This window comes from Halomonas beimenensis (genome assembly GCF_002549795.1).
Taxonomy (GTDB): Bacteria; Pseudomonadota; Gammaproteobacteria; order Pseudomonadales; family Halomonadaceae; genus Halomonas; species Halomonas beimenensis.
On record NZ_CP021435.1, the window covers coordinates 3134702 to 3150988 of the forward strand.

Here is a 16287-nt window from a genome sequence, read left to right on the forward strand (position 1 = left end):
CAACAGCATCATCGGCCCTCGAGAGTCCGTCCATGTCCTCCCCCCTGCTCCGCTGCCTGTGGCTCGCCGCCCTGCTGGGCTTCGCCATCCCGGCGCTCGCCGCCACGGCACCGCAACCCTTCAGCGCCCGCTATCACCTGGAGATCACGGGATGGCCGGACGCGGAGATCCGCCACCGGCTGAGTCACGAGGCCGGCCACTGGCAGAGCGAGATGCGCGCCGAACTGCCCGGTGCCAGCGGCCGCGAATGGGGCCGCTTCCGTCTCGAGGACGAGCGGGTCCGCTCGCTGCACTACGCCGCCGGCTACTCCCTGCTGGGCATCCGCCGCGCCTTCTCCCTGGATCACCGCGACCTGGCCCCCCTGCCCGATCGCCAGAGCGCGCTGATCGCCCTGGCCCGACGGGTCATCGACGCCCCGTGCCGGGTGGATTGCCGGCTGCGCTACCGTGACCATCGTGGCCGGGAGGAGGAGCTGCGCTATCGCATCCTGGCCCGGGAGCCGGTGTCCCTTCCTCAGGGACGCTTCGAGGCCGTGCGGGTGGCCTTGACCGAGCCGGGGAAGGCGAACCGTCGCCTGGTGCTCGAGCTCGACGCGCGACGTCCCGGCCTGCTGCTGGCCATGGAGTACCACCGGGACGGGCGGCGCAGGAGTCGCCTGACCCTGACCGAACTCGCCCCCGACTGAACCGGCCGGGCCTTCCGCCGCGGCGGAAAATGCCTAGCAGCCTGTCGGGATTGACCGATCGTCACGAGAATCACGGATTTCGAGTCAAATTGTTCGATCGATTGAGGCGAATAGCGCGCTATTTAACGAATTGGATCGAATAACGTTGGCCGAAAACCCGGGATTCGCAGTAGATCAGCGTTAGGCCCGACAGGCTGCTAGAATAGCCGGTTTTGGCCGTCGCCGACGGCGCCAGTGGGAAGGGACTCTCGCATGCTGACCGGTCTTCTGATCGTCCTGTTGCCGCTGATCCTGGGCTACCTGGTCAGGATCCGCCACGAGGGCCTCATGGCCCTCGTCAACCGCGGCGTGAACGCCGCCATCTACGTGATCCTGCTGCTCATGGGGGTGGGGCTGGCCGGGCTCGACGACCTGGGCGGCCAACTGTCGCGCCTGGGTGCCCAGGCGCTGACGCTGCTCGCCGTCACCTCGGCCTGCAACCTGGCCGCCCTGGGCTGGCTGTCCCGCCGGCTGCGTCTGGCGGTGGATCCCGGGTCCTCGGTGGCGGGCGCTCCCACCAGCCAGCTCGCCGCCCTGGCCGGCTCGCTGTCGCTGGTGGCCGTGGTGCTGGCCGGGGTGGGCCTGGGCCTGCTGGCCGGGGGCCCCCTGGGCGAGCCCCTCTTCGCCTGGGCCGAGCGGCTCTCGGAATGGGTGCTCTATGGCCTGCTGGCGCTGATCGGCTGCCAGTTGCGCAACTCCGGCATGCCCCTCAGGCAGATCCTGCTCAACCGCTTCGGCCTGGCCATCGCCGCCACCCTGGCGGGCAGCTCGCTGCTCGGCGGCCTGCTCGCCGCCCCGCTGCTCGACCTGCGTTGGCAGGAAGGCCTGGCGATGGCCGCCGGCTTCGGCTGGTACTCGCTGTCCGGCATCCTGATCGGCGACGCACTCGGCCCCTTGCTCGGCGGCGTGGCCTTCCTCAACGACCTGGGGCGGGAGCTGGTGGCCTTCGTGCTGATCCCGCTGGTGATCCGCCGCCGGGCGGCACTGGCCATCGGCTTCGGCGGCGCCACCGCCATGGACTTCACCCTCCCGGTGATCCAGCAGCACGGCGGCGTGGGCTGCGTGCCGGTGGCGGTGGTGTCCGGCTTCATCCTCTCGCTGCTCTCGCCGCCGCTGATCCTGTTCCTGGTGACGCTCTGATCCGGTAAACGAAAAAGCCCGCGACTCCGGGTCGCGGGCAAGCGCATCGAAACGGCAGCGTCCAGTCGGATCGTCGTCAGAACCAGATCTCGGTCTGCACACCGAAGGCCCACTCGCTGCCGGTAAAGCCGCTGCTGCCGAAGGCATCGTCGTCCGAGTAGTCGTTGAGCTCCTCGTCCCAGTCGCTCCAGGAGGCGAAGAGGCGGACCTCGGGACGCTTCCAGAAGCCGCCCACCTCGGGCTTGAAGGTCGGCGCGACGGTCAGCTTCGTGTAGTCGCCCGAGACGGCCTCGCCATCGGGCCCCTGATCCAGGTCCATATACTGATAGCTGGCCTCGTACTGCATCTCGAAATTCTCGGTCAGCTCGTTGGCCAGACGCGCATTGAAGGTGGCCCAGGTGAACTCGTCGCCCTCGGCGAAACGATCCTCGCTGGTCTCGGCAAGGATCGCCGGGGCGAGCCGCCAGCGCGGGGCAAGGTAGGTGGTGCCGTAGAGTCCGAGCCGGGTCGCCGTGGCGTCCTCGGTCAGGGAACCGTTGCCACCGATCACCTTGGCCTCGGCCCCCAGTCCCTGGCCATGGATCAGCGCCGCCTTGAAATTGCCGTCGCTCAGGCCGAAGAAACTGCCGCCATGGTAGGCGAGCATGGTATGGAAGCCGTCCTCGGCCGCGGTGTCGCCGCTGTCGAGGGCGCGTTCCTCGTTGTCGGCGGCGGACAGGCCGCTGACCATCCACTGCCAGTTGCCGAAATAGTTGTTGGCGGTCAGCGTCAGGTTGTCGGTGTCGCCGTTGGTATCCGTCTCCTCGGTGGGGAAGTCGCTGTAGCTGCGGCCATAGAGCGAGAAGTTGGCCTTCCAGTTGTCGGCGAGCTGGACATCGTAGATGCCCGCCCCGGTGCCGGCCAGGAACACGAAATCGCTGTCCAGCCAGTGGATGTCGAAGTTGTCGCGGTCGAAGCGCTTGCCGGCCCAGATCGCGGCGTCCTCGAAGGCGCCGGTGAAGCTCGGCAGCTCACTGAGTTCGACATAGACCTGGCGCACGTTGAGGTTCGATTCCTCGGCGGTCCAGTCGTTGCTGGTCTTGTGGCCGTCGGCAATCATCGTCCGATAGTGGGCCTTGGCGCCGTTGTCGAAGCGCATGCGGTAGTTGAGGATGGCTTCGGCGTAGGTATCCGGCTCGTTGCCCAGCCGGCCCACGGCCCCTCCCAGGGCGCCCGCCGGCGTCAGGTAGGGGCCGCCCTCGGTGCTCTTGCCGTCCTCGCCGATCAGCAGCCCGGACCGGGCATAGGCATTGAAGGAGAACCCCTCCTCGCCGCTGGCCCGGCGTTCCACGGCACTCAGCCTCGTCTCCAGTTCCTCGCTGGACAGGCGCTCGGTCCTCTCCTCTTCGACCCGTTCGGCACGCCGCTCGGCGGCTTCGGCCCGGCGCTCGGCGGCGACGATGCGCTGCTCCAGTTCGGCGAGGCGCGCTTCCAGGTCACCCTGGTCCTGGGCACTGGCCAGGCCACTGGCTCCCAGGCCGGCGGCGGCGATGGCGATGGCGAGGGGAGACTTGAGCTTGCAGACGGTCGGGATGGTCATGGTGTTGATCGCCCTTTGTTGTTGTCGCGAAGGATCGTGTCGATCACGGGATGTCCCATTGCCCCGTCGCATGACGGCTCGCGGTGTCGCCGAGTCGTGCCAGCGGGCTCCGGCGGCCTGCCGGGGACAGACGCGAGGACGGGGAGAGAACACGCCCCGAAACTTAATCGATTAAGGCTGAACGGGCAAAGCCATCTCGTAAAATTCCTACTTATGTCTAATCAGGACATGCAAAAAGCCCGATATGTAGTTATTCAAACAACCAAATCGCCGGATAGAGCGCTCATCGCCTGGCATGCCACGACGAAAGTCTAGGTTGCGAACCGGGAGTCCCACCGCTTAACTGAGCACCACGACTTAATCGTTTAAGAAGTCTCGCCACCCCGATTCCGCACGCCCGGGGTGAGCGAAATCGACGCACCACAACAACAAGCGACGAGGAAACGCCATGCCTAAGCAGCCCCTGATCGTCTCCAGTCTCGCCCTGCTGGGCGCCGTGACCGCCGGCCCGGCCCTGGCAGCCGAGCTGACCATCTCCTGCGGTGCGGTGGGCGCCGAGCTCACCCTGTGCGAGGAGGGGGTCGCCCAGTGGGAGGAGAAGACGGGTCACGAGGTCGAGATCGTCTCCACCCCCAACTCCTCCACCGAGCGACTGTCCCTTTACCAGCAGATCCTCTCGGCACGCTCCGGCGACATCGATGTCATGCAGATCGACGTGGTCTGGCCGGGCCTGCTGGCCAATCACCTGCTCGACCTCCACGAGACGCTCGGCGAGACGGTCACCGATGGTCACTTCGAGGCCATCGTGGCCAACAACACCGTCGACGACCGCCTGGTGGCGGTGCCCTGGTTCACCGATGCCGGGGTGCTCTACTACCGCAAGGACCTGCTCGAGGCACACGGTCATGCCCCGCCCCAGACCTGGGAGCAGCTGACCGACATCGCCCGGGAGATCCAGGACGCCGAGCGCGCGGCGGGCAACGACAGGATGTGGGGCTATGTCTTCCAGGGTCGCGCCTACGAGGGCCTGACCTGCAACGCCCTGGAATGGGTGGCGAGCCACGGTGGCGGCACCCTCGTCGATGCCGAGGGCGAGATCACCATCGACAACCCCCGGGCCGCCGAAGCCCTCGATCTGGCGGCGAGCTGGATCGGCGAGATCTCGCCGGACGGGGTGCTGAACTACACCGAGGAGGAGGCCCGGGGCGTCTTCCAGTCCGGCAATGCGGTCTTCATGCGCAACTGGCCCTATGCCTGGTCCCTGGCCCAGAGCGAGGACAGCCAGGTCGCCGGCAAGGTCGGCGTGGTCAAGCTGCCCCATGGCGACGGCGGGGAAAGCGCCGCCACCCTGGGCGGCTGGAATCTCGCCGTGTCCAAGTACAGCGAGAATCCCGAACTCGCCGCCGATCTGGTGGCCTTCCTGACCTCAGAGCAGGAGCAGAAGCGCCGCGCCATCGAAGGCGCCTACAATCCGACCCTCGCCTCGCTCTACGCGGACGAGGAAGTGCTCGAGGCGGTACCCTTCTTCGGCACCCTTCTGCCGACCTTCACCAATGCCGTGGCTCGACCCTCGGCGCCTACCGGCGACAAGTACGGCCGGGTCAGCAACGGCTTCTTCAACGAAGTGCACGACGTGCTGTCCGGCAATCAGAGTGGCGCCGAGGCCGTGGCCCGGCTGGACAGCGAGCTCTCGCGCCTCAAGCGCCGCCGCTGGTAATCATAGGAGGTCGTCATGACGACACAGGCAACCGACAGCGCCCCCCGAGTGGGGCGCCCCACGCGCGCCGGCTACCGCGGCACCAAGGTCCGTCGACAGCGAGTCCGCGCGGCCTGGCTGTTCCTGACGCCGATGCTCGTGGCCCTGGCCCTGGTGGCCGGCTGGCCGCTGCTGCGCACCTTCTACTTCAGCCTCACCGATGCCTCCCTCTCCGACACCGCCGGGGCGACCTTCATCGGCCTGGAGAACTACCTGGTCCATGACGACGGCGCCTGGTACGGCCTCCTGACCGATCCGGTGTGGTGGACCTCGGTGTGGAACACCTTCTTCTTCAGTGTGGTGTCCGTGTCCCTGGAAGTGGTGTTCGGCATCATCGTCGCCCTGTTGCTCAATGCCGAGTTCAGGGGGCGCATGCTGGTCCGCGCCGCGGTACTCATTCCCTGGGCCATCCCGACCATCGTCTCGGCCAAGATGTGGGCCTGGATGCTCAACGACCAGTTCGGGATCCTCAATCACCTGCTGATGGCCCTGGGCCTGATCGACGCGCCCCTGGCCTGGACCGCCGACGCCTCGCTCTCCATGTGGGCGGTGATCATGGTCGATGTCTGGAAGACCATCCCCTTCGTCGCCCTGCTGGTACTGGCGGCACTGCAGATGCTGCCCAGGGATTGCTACGAGGCCGCCGAGGTCGACGGCATCCATCCGGTCAAGGTGTTCTTCCGGGTCACCCTGCCGCTGATCACCCCGGCCCTGCTGGTGGCGGTGATCTTCCGCCTGCTCGACGCACTGCGCGTGTTCGACGTCATCTACGTGCTGACCTCCAACTCCACGAGCACCATGACCATGTCGATCTATGCCCGCCAGCAGCTGGTGGAGTTCCAGGACGTCGGCTACGGCAGCGCCGCCTCCACGCTGCTGTTCCTGATCATCGCCCTGGCCGTGGTCATCTACCTCTACCTGGGCCGCCGCCAACTGGGAGTCGACCAATGAACCAGTATCAGCTGATCAAGCTCGCCAAGCGCGTCGGCCTCTATGCCCTGATCGCCGTCGTGCTGGTCTACGCCGTCTTTCCCTTCTACTACGCCGTGATCACCTCGCTGAAACCCTCCGGCGAGCTGTTCCGCGTCGACTTCTGGCTGTCGTCGCTGGACTTCGGCAACTACGCGCAGATCTTCACCCAGAAGAGCTTCGTCCGGGCCATCCTCAACTCCATCGTGGTCTCGCTGTCCGTCGTGGCCATCGCCCTGCTGCTGGGCATCACCGCCTCCTACGCCCTGGGCCGGGTACGCTTCCGCGGCCGCACCACGGTGATGCTGACGATCCTCGGGGTGTCGATGTTTCCCCAGGTGGCGGTGCTCTCCGGGCTCTTCGAGGTGATCCGCGCGCTCAACCTCTACAACAATCCGGGCGGGCTGATACTGAGCTACACCATCTTCACCCTGCCCTTCACCGTCTGGGTGCTGACCACCTTCATGCGGCAGCTGCCCATGGAGCTGGAGGAGGCGGCGATCATGGACGGCGCCACGCCCTGGGTGACCATCACCAAGGTGTTCCTGCCGCTGATGTGGCCGGCCATGGCGACCACCGGCCTGCTGGCCTTCATCGCCGCCTGGAACGAGTTCCTCTTCGCCCTGACCTTCACCCTCACCGACGACCAGCGCACCGTGCCGGTGGCCATCGCCCTGATCTCCGGCGGCAGCCAGCACGAGCTGCCCTGGGGCCCGATCATGGCCGCCTCGGTCACCGTCACCGTGCCTCTGGTCGTCCTGGTGATGATCTTCCAGCGGCGCATCGTTTCCGGGCTGACCGCCGGTGCCGTCAAGGGATGATTTCCATGACTTCAAGGACTATCACGATGCAAGACAACCTGACCTGGTGGCGCGGTGGCGTCATCTACCAGATCTATCCGCGCAGCTTCATGGACGCCAACGGCGACGGCATCGGCGACCTGGCGGGCATCACCCAGAAACTGGGCTATGTGGCCAGCCTCGGCGTGGACGCGGTCTGGCTGTCGCCCTTCTTCACCTCGCCGATGAAGGATTTCGGCTACGACGTCAGCGACTACCGGGACGTCGACCCCATGTTCGGCAGCCTGGACGACTTCAAGGCACTGCTCGCCCGGGCCCATGAGCTGGGCCTCAAGGTGATCATCGACCAGGTGATCAGCCACACCTCGGATGCGCACCCCTGGTTCGAGGAAAGCCGCCAGAGTCGCGACAACCCGCGGGCCGACTGGTACGTCTGGGCCGATCCCCGGCCCGACGGCACTCCGCCCAACAACTGGCTGTCGATCTTCGGGGGGGCGGCCTGGACCTTCGACTCCCGGCGTCGCCAGTACTACCTGCACAATTTCCTGACCAGCCAGCCGGACCTCAACTTCCACCATCCCGAGGTTCGCACCGCGCAGCTGGACAACCTGCGGTTCTGGCTCGACCTCGGCGTGGACGGCTTCCGACTGGACACCGTGAACTTCTACTTCCATGACCGCGAGCTGCGCGACAACCCGCCGGTCCCGGCGGACGAGGCCAAGACGCTGGGGGCGCCGGACGCCAACCCTTATACCTGGCAGCGCCATGTCTACGACCTCAGCCGCCCGGAGAATCTCGGCTTCCTCAAGGACCTGCGCGCCCTGATGGACGAGTATCCCGGCACCACCACCGTGGGGGAGATCGGCGACGACAATCCCCTGGAACGCATGGCCGAGTACACCGCCGGCGGCGACAAGCTGCACATGGCCTATACCTTCGACCTGCTCAACGCCCCTCACTCGCCGGCCTACATCCGGGAGGTGATCGCCCGCTTCCAGCGCCTGGCCGGCGATGCCTGGCCCTGCTGGGCGCTGTCCAACCACGACGTGGTGCGCAGCGCGACCCGCTGGGGAGCGGCCGAGGATCCCGTGGCCTACCCCAAGGTGGCGCTGGCCATGCTGCTGTCGCTGCGCGGCAGCGTCTGTCTCTACCAGGGAGAGGAGCTGGGGCTGCCCGAGGCCGAAGTGCCGTTCGAGCATATCCAGGATCCTTACGGCAAGGTGCTGTGGCCCGAGTTCAAGGGCCGGGACGGCTGCCGGACCCCGATGCCATGGCGCGACACCCCGGACGCCGGCTTCTCGCCCGCCGAGGGTGCGGCCCCCTGGCTGCCGGTGGAACCGCGCCAGCTGCCGCTCGCCGTGGAGCGCCAGCAGGACGACCGACACTCGGTGCTCAACGCCACCCGGGCCCTGCTGGCCTTCAGACGGCGCCATCCGGCGCTGGCCGAAGGCGACCTCGAACTGGTCGATGTCGGCGAGGAGCTGCTCGGCTTCATCCGCCGCCACCGGGACGAAGCCCTGCTGTGCATCTTCAACCTCACCGGCGAGCCCCGGGAAACGGAGATCCCGACCTGCGGGCGACGGCTCGAGGCCCCGGGCTTCGAGGCCAGCCTGGACGGCGAGACATTGCACCTGCCGCCCTATCAGGCCGCCTATCTCCAGCTCGACCGCTGAAAACCACACAATGACGCCGGCCTCGACGCCGGCGGGGAGTCGCAAGATGGCAAGCGTGACCCTCGAGAAGATCAACAAGGTCTTCGGCAGCACTCATATCATCAAGGACGTCGACCTGCAGATCGGCGATGGCGAGTTCGTGGTCTTCGTCGGTCCCTCGGGCTGCGGCAAGTCCACCCTGTTGCGGCTGATCGCCGGCCTGGAATCGATCACCGACGGCGAGCTGAGCATCGCCGGCGGCGTGGTCAACGACCTTCCGCCCCGGGAGCGCGGCGTGGGGATGGTGTTCCAGTCCTACGCCCTCTATCCGCACATGACGGTGTACGAGAACATGGCCTTCGGCCTCAAGCTGGCCAAGACGGCCAAGGACACCATCGAGCAGCGGGTGATGGCCACGGCACGCATCCTCCAGCTCGAGGAGCTGCTGCATCGCAAGCCCAAGGAACTCTCCGGCGGCCAGCGCCAGCGGGTGGCCATGGGCCGCGCCATGGCCCGGGAACCGCGCATCCTGCTGTTCGACGAGCCGCTCTCCAACCTGGACGCCTCGCTGCGCGTACAGATGCGCAACGAGATCGCCCGCCTCCACCACCGGCTGGGCTCCACCATGGTCTACGTCACTCACGATCAGGTCGAGGCGATGACGCTGGCCGACAAGATCGTGGTGCTCCGCGATGGGCGAATCGAGCAGGTGGGCAGCCCGCAAACGCTCTACCAGCAACCGGCCACCCGGTTCGTCGCCGGCTTCATCGGGTCGCCGACCATGAACTTCATGCCCGCGCAGCTGGTGCGAGGCGATGCCAATGGCTGCCGCGTCACGGCCCCGGGGCTCGGCGAGCTCACGCTGCCCCAGGATGCCGGCGGCCTGCCGCACGGTAGCGGCCTGACCCTCGGGGTGCGCCCGGAGCATCTGCGCCTGGCCGAGGCCGACGGGGAGAACAGCTTCGAGATCGTCAACGTCGAGTACCTGGGCAACGAGGTCTATGTCTATCTCGAACCCAAGGCCGGGGAGACTTTGCTGATCCACCGCAGCGAAGCCTCCGACCGTTGGCAGACCGGTCAGCGCGTGGCACTGATACCCGACCTCGCGCATGTCCACCTGTTCGACGACGCCGACCATGCACTCGAGATCGCGGCCGCACGCCGGGTCGCCTGATCCCCGCTCTCCGACAATCACAACAAAGGAGCTTCCATGTTCTCGCCACGCCCCTGTTCACGACACCGCCTGGTCCAGGGCGGCATCGGCGCCATGCTGCTGGCCGGTGCCGTCCTCGGCGCCCCTGCCGTGCTGGCCGAGGAGATCGCCATCGCCTGCGGCAGCGGCGATGCCGCCGACTACTGCCCCATCGCCGCCCGGCAGTGGGCCGAGCAGACCGGGCATAGCGTCCAGGTCGTCTCCACCCCCAACGGCACCACCGAGAAGCTGTCGCTCTACCAGCAACTGCTGGGCAGCGAGTCCAGCGACATCGACGTGCTGATGATGGATATCGTCTGGCCCGGCATGCTCGGCAACCACCTGGTCGATCTCAACGACTACCTGCCCGAAGGGGCCACCGAAGGCTTCTTTCCGGCGCTGGTCGACAACAACACCGTCGATGGCCGGCTGGTGGCCATGCCCTGGTATACCGATGCCGGGTTGCTCTACTACCGCAGGGACCTGCTGGAGAAGCACGGCCACTCGGTGCCCGAGACCTGGCAAGAGCTGACCGAGACCGCCGAGGCGATCCAGGCCGCCGAGCGCGAGGCCGGCAACGACGACTTCTGGGGCTATACCTTCCAGGGTCGCGCCTACGAGGGCCTGACCTGCAACGCCCTGGAGTGGGTGGCCAGCCACGGCGGCGGCACCCTGGTCAACGCCGAGGGCGAGGTCACCATCGACAATCCTCGCGCCGCCGCGGCGCTGGACCTGGCCGCCTCCTGGATCGGCAACATCACCCCCGAAGGCGCACTGAACCACACCGAGGAGGAGACCCGCGGGATCTTCCAGTCCGGCAACGCCCTCTTCCTGCGCAACTGGCCCTATGTCTGGTCACTGGCCAACGGCGAGGCCAGCGAGGTGGCCGGCAAGGTCGGCATGGCGCCGCTGCCCCACGGGCCGGAGGGCGAGTCCAAGGCCACCCTGGGCGGCTGGAACCTCGCCGTCTCGCGCTACTCCGAGCATCCCGAGCTGGCCGCCGACCTGGTCGCCTTCATCACCTCCCGGGAGCAACAGAAGGCGCATGCCCTCCGGATGGGCATGAACCCGACCATCGAGTCGCTCTATCAGGACGAGGAGGTGCTGGCCAGCAACCCCTCCATGAGCGAGCTCTACGAGACCCTGACCAATGGTGTGCCGCGTCCCGCCACGGTGACCGGCGATGCCTATGCCCGGGTCTCCAATGCCTTCTTCAACCGCACCCACCAGGTGCTCTCCGGCGATCTCGATGGGGCCAGTGCCGTCCAGCAACTGGGCCGCGAACTCGAGCGCCTCGGCCGCCGCGGCTGGTAAGCGCCCATCCCGCGTCCGGCCGGAGTGCCTCCGGCCGGGCCGTCCCATTTCCCCCACCGACAGGAACCTCAGGATGACGCTTTCACAATGGCGCCAGGACGCTCGACACGACTGGTGGCGTGGCGCGACGATCTACCAGATCTACCCCCGCAGCTTCATGGATGCCAACGGTGATGGCATCGGTGATCTGCCCGGCATCACCGCCCGCCTCGATCACGTGGCGAGCCTCGGCGTCGATGCCATCTGGGTGTCGCCCTTCTTCACCTCGCCGATGGACGACTTCGGCTACGACGTCAGCGACTATCGGGGCGTCGACCCGATGTTCGGCACCCTCGACGACTTCCGAGCACTGGTCGACCGCGCCCACGAACTGGGCCTGCGGGTGATCATCGATCAGGTGCTGTCGCACAGCTCCGACCGCCACCCCTGGTTCCAGGAGAGCCGCCGGGACCGCACCAATGCCAGGGCCGACTGGTACGTCTGGGCGGATCCCCGGCCCGACGGCAACCCCCCCAACAACTGGATGGCGGCCTTCGGCGGGCGCGCCTGGACCTTCGACGCCCGGCGCCGCCAGTACTACCTGCACAACTTCCTGCCCAGTCAGCCGGACCTCAACTTCCACCACCCCGAGGTCCAGCAGGCGCAGCTGGACAACCTGCGTTTCTGGCTGGACCTCGGCGTCGACGGCTTCCGCCTCGACGTGGTCAACTTCTACTTCCACGACCGCCGGCTCGAGGACAACCCGCCCATGTCCCGGGAGCGGATCCAGCCCGGCAATCCCCAGAGCTACCAGTTCCCGCAGCACACGATTTCCCAGCCGGAAAACCTGGCGTTCCTCGAGCGCCTTCGCGCCCTGCTGGACGAGTACCCCGGCGCCACCACCGTGGGCGAGATCGCCGGCAACGACCAGTTGCCGACCATGGCCGCCTATACCCAGGGCGACAGGCGCCTGCACATGGCCTACACCTTCGACCTGCTGGGCTCCACCGGCGACGCCACCGAGCTCCATGACGTCCTGGCACGCTTCGCCACCCTGGGGGACGGCACCTGGCCGTGCTGGGCGCTCTCCAACCACGACGTCGAGCGCAGCGCCACCCGCTGGGGCGAACACCGCGCCCTGCTGGCGCTGACCGTGCTGTGCTCGCTGCGTGGCAGCCTGTGCCTCTACCAGGGCGAGGAACTCGGCCTGCCCGAGGCGGAGCTGGCCTATGAGGACCTGCAGGATCCCTTCGGCATCAATCTCTGGCCGGAGGTCAAGGGCCGCGACGGCTGCCGCACGCCGATGGTCTGGGAGGACAGGAGCAACGGCGGCTTCTGCCCCGAGGCGGTACGCCCCTGGCTTCCCGTGTTCGAGCGCCACCTGACGCTGGCCGTCGCCCGACAGAACGCTGACCCCGACAGCCTGCTGGCCCGGGTGCGCGAGTTGCTGCAGTTGCGCGGCGGAAGCGAGGTGCTGCGCCAAGGCGAACAGGCCCTGATCGAACCCGCCTCCCTCCCCGACGATGTCTTCGGCGTGATCCGCACGCTCGGCGAGCGGCGCCTGCTGTGCCTGGCCCATCTCGGCCGGGCGGGGACCGCGCGAATCGACCTGGATGGCTTGCTGGCCGGCATCGCCGGCTGGCAGCCTCTGGACCTGCCGGGCATGGACCTCCCCGCCCTCGAGGGAACCGAGTGGTGCCTCGAGCCCGGCCAGGCGGCCTGGTTCGAACCCCGCTGAGCAGGCTCGCCGCGGGTGTCCCGGACCGCGGCGAGCCGGTATCCTACCCCCCGAGCACCGATCAGGACGACAGGGTGACACCACCAAGACGCATCACACTCAAGGATCTGGCGGCCCAGTTGGGGGTGTCCACCGCGACCGTCTCCAATGCCTTCAACCGCCCCGACCAGCTCTCGCCGAAGCTGCGCGAGCACATCCTCCACGAGGCTCGTCTGCGCGGCTATCAGGGGCCGGATGCCAAGGCCCGTAGCCTGCGCACCGGACGCTCCCAGATCGTCGCGGTGATCCTCGCCGAGAGCCTCACCTACAGCCTCAACGACGCAGTGGCCAGCGAGTTGCTGTCCGGCATCGCCGAGGTGCTGGATGCCCAGGGCCACACCCTGCTGCTGCTCTCCGGGCGCCAGTCGCCGGCCCGGGTGCCGGGCTCGGCGAGCATCGCCGACGGCTTCATCGTCTACGGCCTGATGCCGAGCCTGGCCATGCTCGCCGACCTGCCCGCCCAGCGTCCCCTGGTGGCGGTGGACTTCGATGTCGAGGGGCAGGCCAGCGTCCATGTGGACAACGAGCCGGCGGCCTACGCCATCGCTCGACACGCCCTGGGCACGTCCCCAAAGCGGCCCGCGGTGATCAACCTGCGCCTCACCGAGCAGCCCTGCAACGGCCGGATCGGCCCCGAGCATGCCCTGCTGTCGGCGGACCGGACCATCACCCGTGCCCGCCTGGATGGCTTCCAGCGGGCCTTCGCCGAGCACGGGATCGAGCCCGACGATGTGCCGATGTGGAACATCGAGGAGAACACCCATGAGGTCTGTGCCCCGGTGATCGAGGAGATCCTCGACCTGCCCGACGACGAGCGTCCCGACCTGCTGCTGTGCATGTCCGATCGCATCGCCCTGACCGCCCTGATCCTGGCCGAGGCCCGGGGGCTGCGGGTTCCCGACGACCTGCGGATCACCGGCTTCGACGGCATCGCCGAGGGCCAGTACCGGGCACCGCGGCTGACCACGGTGCGCCAGGACAGCGTCGAGAAGGGCCGGGTGGCGGCGCGCATGATCCTTGGCCTGGAACCGCCCTCGTCCCGCCTGCTGGGCACCGAACTGGTGATCGGCGAGACCTGCCCCTGATCCCGGGACGGCTCGGGATCAGGGGCCCTTGCCGGCACGCCGCTAGCGACGACCGGCAGCGTGCCTTGCACCGGAATTGCACCCTCCCCGACGCCGACTGCGCTACCCTGAAGCCCTTCGCCCGACCCTCGAGAGTCGTCGCATGTCCATCCGCCGCGCCCTGCCTCCCGCCGTTTCCCGGCTCGGCATCAAGCTGTTCCTGATCATCCTGGTGGTCAACGTGGTGATCGCCGGCCTGGTGTTCGTCGCCGTGTCGCGCAGCCTCGACCAGGGCTTCATCGAGTACCTGGACCGTACCCAGACCCAACGGGCCGAGACGCTCGCCCGGGGGCTCGCCGACGAGTGGGCCTGGCGGGGCGACTGGCAATGGCTGCGCCAGTCCCCCCGCGCCTGGCGACAGCTGGTGCGCCGACAGCTGTGGCCCGGCGATGCCCCGCCCCCCGAGGGGATCGAACGACGCCTGGGCGACCCCAGGCACTTCATCCTCCACGATGCCGAGGGCCTGCCGGTGATCGGCCTGCCGCCCGACAACGACCTGGAGGCCGCCGAGCTGCGCTGGCTGCCCATCGTCAGCGACGGCCGGCGGGTCGGCACCCTGGGCTATCGCCCGCCCCAGCAGCTGATGGCACGCATGGACCGCATCTTCCTGGCCCAGCAGCGTCGCAACCTGGCGATCATCGTCGCCGCCCTGGGGCTGGCCTCGCTGTTGCTGGCGGGGGGCCTGTCCTGGTGGCTGGGACGCCGTGCCCGGGGCATGACGCTGGCCACCCGCCGGCTCACCGAGGGGGACTACAGCACCCGGCTGCCGGAGCGCGGCCGCGACGAGCTTTCCCGCCTGGCGCATGACTTCAACGTGCTGGCCGCCACCCTGGAGGCCAGCCGCGAGGCACGCAGCCGCTGGGTCTCCGACATCGCCCATGAGTTGCGCACCCCGCTGGCCGTGCTGCGCGGCGAGATCGAGGCCATGCAGGACGGGGTGCGCGCGCTGGACCTCGACAACCTGGGGTCCCTGGCCCAGGAGGTCGGCCAGCTGGAGCGCCTGGTGGCCGACCTGCGGCTGCTCTCCCAGAGCGATGCCGGCGCCCTGGAGGTCCATCTGGCCCCGCTGGACCTGGCCGCGAGCCTGGGCACCCGCCTGGACGAAGCCGGCAGCTGGCTCGCCGACCAGGGAATCGAACTCGAGGTCGAGGTCCCCGGCCCGGCCTGGATCCGCGGCGATGCCCAGCGCCTGCGCCAGCTGTGGACCAACCTGCTGGACAACACCTGCGCCTATACCCGGCCGCCCGGCCGACTGCGGGTGCGCCTCGAGACCGAGGGCACGCACTATCGAGTACGCTGGGAGGACAGCGCCCCCGGGGTGCCGGGCACGGAACTCCCCCGGCTCACCGAGCGTCTCTATCGGGTCGAGGGATCGCGCAGCCGCGCCAGCGGCGGCAGCGGCCTGGGTCTGTCCATCGCCGCGGCGCTGGCCCGGGCCCATGGCGCCGAGATGACACCCAGCCCTTCGTCGCTGGGCGGGCTATGCTGGAGCCTGACCTTTCCCGCCTTCGCCGACCAACCGCCCAGGGAGGACACTGCATGAACACCCCGGCTCTCGTCCCGGACAACGTCCTGATCGTCGAGGACGAGCCCAAGATCGCCCGCCTGGTCGCCGACTACCTGGAAGGCAGCGGCTTCACTACGCATCACCTGGATCATGGCGATGCGGTGCTGCCCTGGTTGAGCGATCGCTCCACCCATCCCGAGCTGATCCTGCTGGACCTGATGCTGCCGGGCACCGACGGCCTGACCCTGTGCCGGGAGATCCGCCAGCGATGGCCCCGCATCGCCATCATCATGCTCACCGCCCGGGTCGAGGAGGTCGACCGCCTGCTGGGCCTGGAGCTGGCCGCCGACGACTACATCTGCAAGCCCTTCAGCCCCCGGGAGGTCGTGGCCCGGAGCCGGGCCGTCCTGCGTCGCAGCCGGGCCGCGGACGCCGCCGAGGCCCCCGTCCCCGACACCCTCAGCCTCGACGAGGAGGGCTGGCGGGCGCTGGCCGACGGCCAGGACCTGGGGCTCACCGCGGTGGAATTCCAGCTGCTGCGGGTGATGATGCACTCCCCTGGACGGATCTTCTCCCGGGAACAGCTGATGGACCACATGTACCGGGATCATCGCATCGTCTCCGAGCGCACCGTGGACAGCCATATCAAGAAGCTGCGCAAGAAGATCGCCGAGGTCTGGCCGGAGCGGGAGGTGATACGCTCGGTCTACGGCGTGGGCTACAAGTACCAGCCCGAGGAGTGAGTCCTGCCCCGCCGCCGGGGAGTCGGTGGC

General features: G+C 68.2%; 13 protein-coding genes. 12 read left to right on the forward strand and 1 reads right to left on the reverse strand.

Annotated elements, in window-relative coordinates; genetic code table 11:
- Nucleotides 1–32 precede the first annotated feature (32 nt).
- Both BEI_RS14605 and BEI_RS14610 read left to right on the forward strand, forming a co-directional pair.
- Nucleotides 33–686 carry a hypothetical protein gene (locus BEI_RS14605; protein WP_097790207.1) on the forward strand — a complete coding sequence of 218 codons (654 nt, stop codon included), beginning with the start codon at nt 33–35 and terminating at the stop codon, nt 684–686.
- Nucleotides 687–938: 252 nt separating this feature from the next.
- Nucleotides 939–1865, forward strand: coding sequence for a LysO family transporter (locus tag BEI_RS14610; protein ID WP_097790208.1), 927 nt, complete (start codon nt 939–941; stop codon nt 1863–1865).
- 76 nt (nt 1866–1941) lie between these two features.
- On the opposite strand, the gene BEI_RS14615 is transcribed toward BEI_RS14610, so the two are convergent.
- A complete protein-coding gene (locus tag BEI_RS14615; RefSeq protein WP_097790209.1) occupies nt 1942–3444 on the reverse strand; it encodes a carbohydrate porin in 1503 nt (500 codons plus the stop codon).
- Nucleotides 3445–3892: 448 nt separating this feature from the next.
- Here BEI_RS14615 and BEI_RS14620 point away from each other — a divergent pair, with 448 nt between their 5' ends.
- The 10 genes from BEI_RS14620 to BEI_RS14665 all read left to right on the forward strand — a co-directional run bounded on the left by BEI_RS14620 (nt 3893) and on the right by BEI_RS14665 (nt 16257).
- A complete protein-coding gene (locus tag BEI_RS14620; protein WP_097790210.1) occupies nt 3893–5161 on the forward strand; it encodes an ABC transporter substrate-binding protein in 1269 nt (422 codons plus the stop codon).
- Between the two features lie 15 nt (nt 5162–5176).
- A complete protein-coding gene (locus BEI_RS14625; RefSeq protein WP_097790211.1) occupies nt 5177–6151 on the forward strand; it encodes a carbohydrate ABC transporter permease in 975 nt (324 codons plus the stop codon).
- On the forward strand, nt 6148–6990 hold the full coding sequence (locus BEI_RS14630; protein WP_097790212.1) for a carbohydrate ABC transporter permease: 843 nt from the start codon (nt 6148–6150) through the stop codon (nt 6988–6990). The genes BEI_RS14625 and BEI_RS14630 overlap by 4 nt, the downstream gene beginning before the upstream one ends.
- A 26-nt stretch (nt 6991–7016) precedes the next feature.
- The gene (locus tag BEI_RS14635) at nt 7017–8642 is read left to right on the forward strand and encodes an alpha-glucosidase (protein WP_097790213.1); all 1626 of its coding nucleotides are present in this window, start codon (nt 7017–7019) and stop codon (nt 8640–8642) included.
- Between the two features lie 46 nt (nt 8643–8688).
- Nucleotides 8689–9795, forward strand: a complete 1107-nt coding sequence (locus tag BEI_RS14640) for an ABC transporter ATP-binding protein (RefSeq protein WP_097790214.1) — start codon at nt 8689–8691, stop codon at nt 9793–9795.
- 36 nt (nt 9796–9831) lie between these two features.
- Nucleotides 9832–11127 (forward strand): ABC transporter substrate-binding protein, encoded by a 1296-nt coding sequence (locus BEI_RS14645; protein ID WP_379802267.1) that lies wholly within the window; start codon nt 9832–9834, stop codon nt 11125–11127.
- A gap of 73 nt (nt 11128–11200) precedes the next feature.
- A complete protein-coding gene (locus tag BEI_RS14650; RefSeq protein ID WP_097790215.1) occupies nt 11201–12844 on the forward strand; it encodes an alpha-amylase family glycosyl hydrolase in 1644 nt (547 codons plus the stop codon).
- Between the two features lie 74 nt (nt 12845–12918).
- The gene (locus BEI_RS14655) at nt 12919–13968 is read left to right on the forward strand and encodes a LacI family DNA-binding transcriptional regulator (protein ID WP_193765120.1); all 1050 of its coding nucleotides are present in this window, start codon (nt 12919–12921) and stop codon (nt 13966–13968) included.
- A gap of 142 nt (nt 13969–14110) precedes the next feature.
- Nucleotides 14111–15550, forward strand: coding sequence for an ATP-binding protein (locus BEI_RS14660; RefSeq protein WP_097790216.1), 1440 nt, complete (start codon nt 14111–14113; stop codon nt 15548–15550).
- Nucleotides 15547–16257: a response regulator gene (locus BEI_RS14665; RefSeq protein WP_097790217.1), complete on the forward strand. Its 711-nt coding sequence runs from the start codon at nt 15547–15549 to the stop codon at nt 16255–16257. Before BEI_RS14660 ends, BEI_RS14665 begins: the two co-directional genes overlap by 4 nt.
- Nucleotides 16258–16287: the final 30 nt, after the last annotated feature.

Excerpts from the sequence above, each read along its gene's own strand:
- BEI_RS14660 (WP_097790216.1), top strand. The coding sequence starts at position 14,111 with ATGTCCATCCGCCGCGCCCTGCCTCCCGCCGTTTCCCGGCTCGGCATC.
- BEI_RS14640 (WP_097790214.1), top strand. The coding sequence starts at position 8,689 with ATGGCAAGCGTGACCCTCGAGAAGATCAACAAGGTCTTCGGCAGCACT.
- BEI_RS14635 (WP_097790213.1), top strand. The coding sequence starts at position 7,017 with ATGCAAGACAACCTGACCTGGTGGCGCGGTGGCGTCATCTACCAGATC.
- BEI_RS14605 (WP_097790207.1), top strand. The coding sequence starts at position 33 with ATGTCCTCCCCCCTGCTCCGCTGCCTGTGGCTCGCCGCCCTGCTGGGC.
- BEI_RS14650 (WP_097790215.1), top strand. The coding sequence starts at position 11,201 with ATGACGCTTTCACAATGGCGCCAGGACGCTCGACACGACTGGTGGCGT.
- BEI_RS14665 (WP_097790217.1), top strand. The coding sequence starts at position 15,547 with ATGAACACCCCGGCTCTCGTCCCGGACAACGTCCTGATCGTCGAGGAC.
- BEI_RS14630 (WP_097790212.1), top strand. The coding sequence starts at position 6,148 with ATGAACCAGTATCAGCTGATCAAGCTCGCCAAGCGCGTCGGCCTCTAT.
- BEI_RS14620 (WP_097790210.1), top strand. The coding sequence starts at position 3,893 with ATGCCTAAGCAGCCCCTGATCGTCTCCAGTCTCGCCCTGCTGGGCGCC.
- BEI_RS14645 (WP_379802267.1), top strand. The coding sequence starts at position 9,832 with ATGTTCTCGCCACGCCCCTGTTCACGACACCGCCTGGTCCAGGGCGGC.
- BEI_RS14625 (WP_097790211.1), top strand. The coding sequence starts at position 5,177 with ATGACGACACAGGCAACCGACAGCGCCCCCCGAGTGGGGCGCCCCACG.
- BEI_RS14615 (WP_097790209.1), bottom strand. The coding sequence starts at position 3,444 with ATGACCATCCCGACCGTCTGCAAGCTCAAGTCTCCCCTCGCCATCGCC.
- BEI_RS14610 (WP_097790208.1), top strand. The coding sequence starts at position 939 with ATGCTGACCGGTCTTCTGATCGTCCTGTTGCCGCTGATCCTGGGCTAC.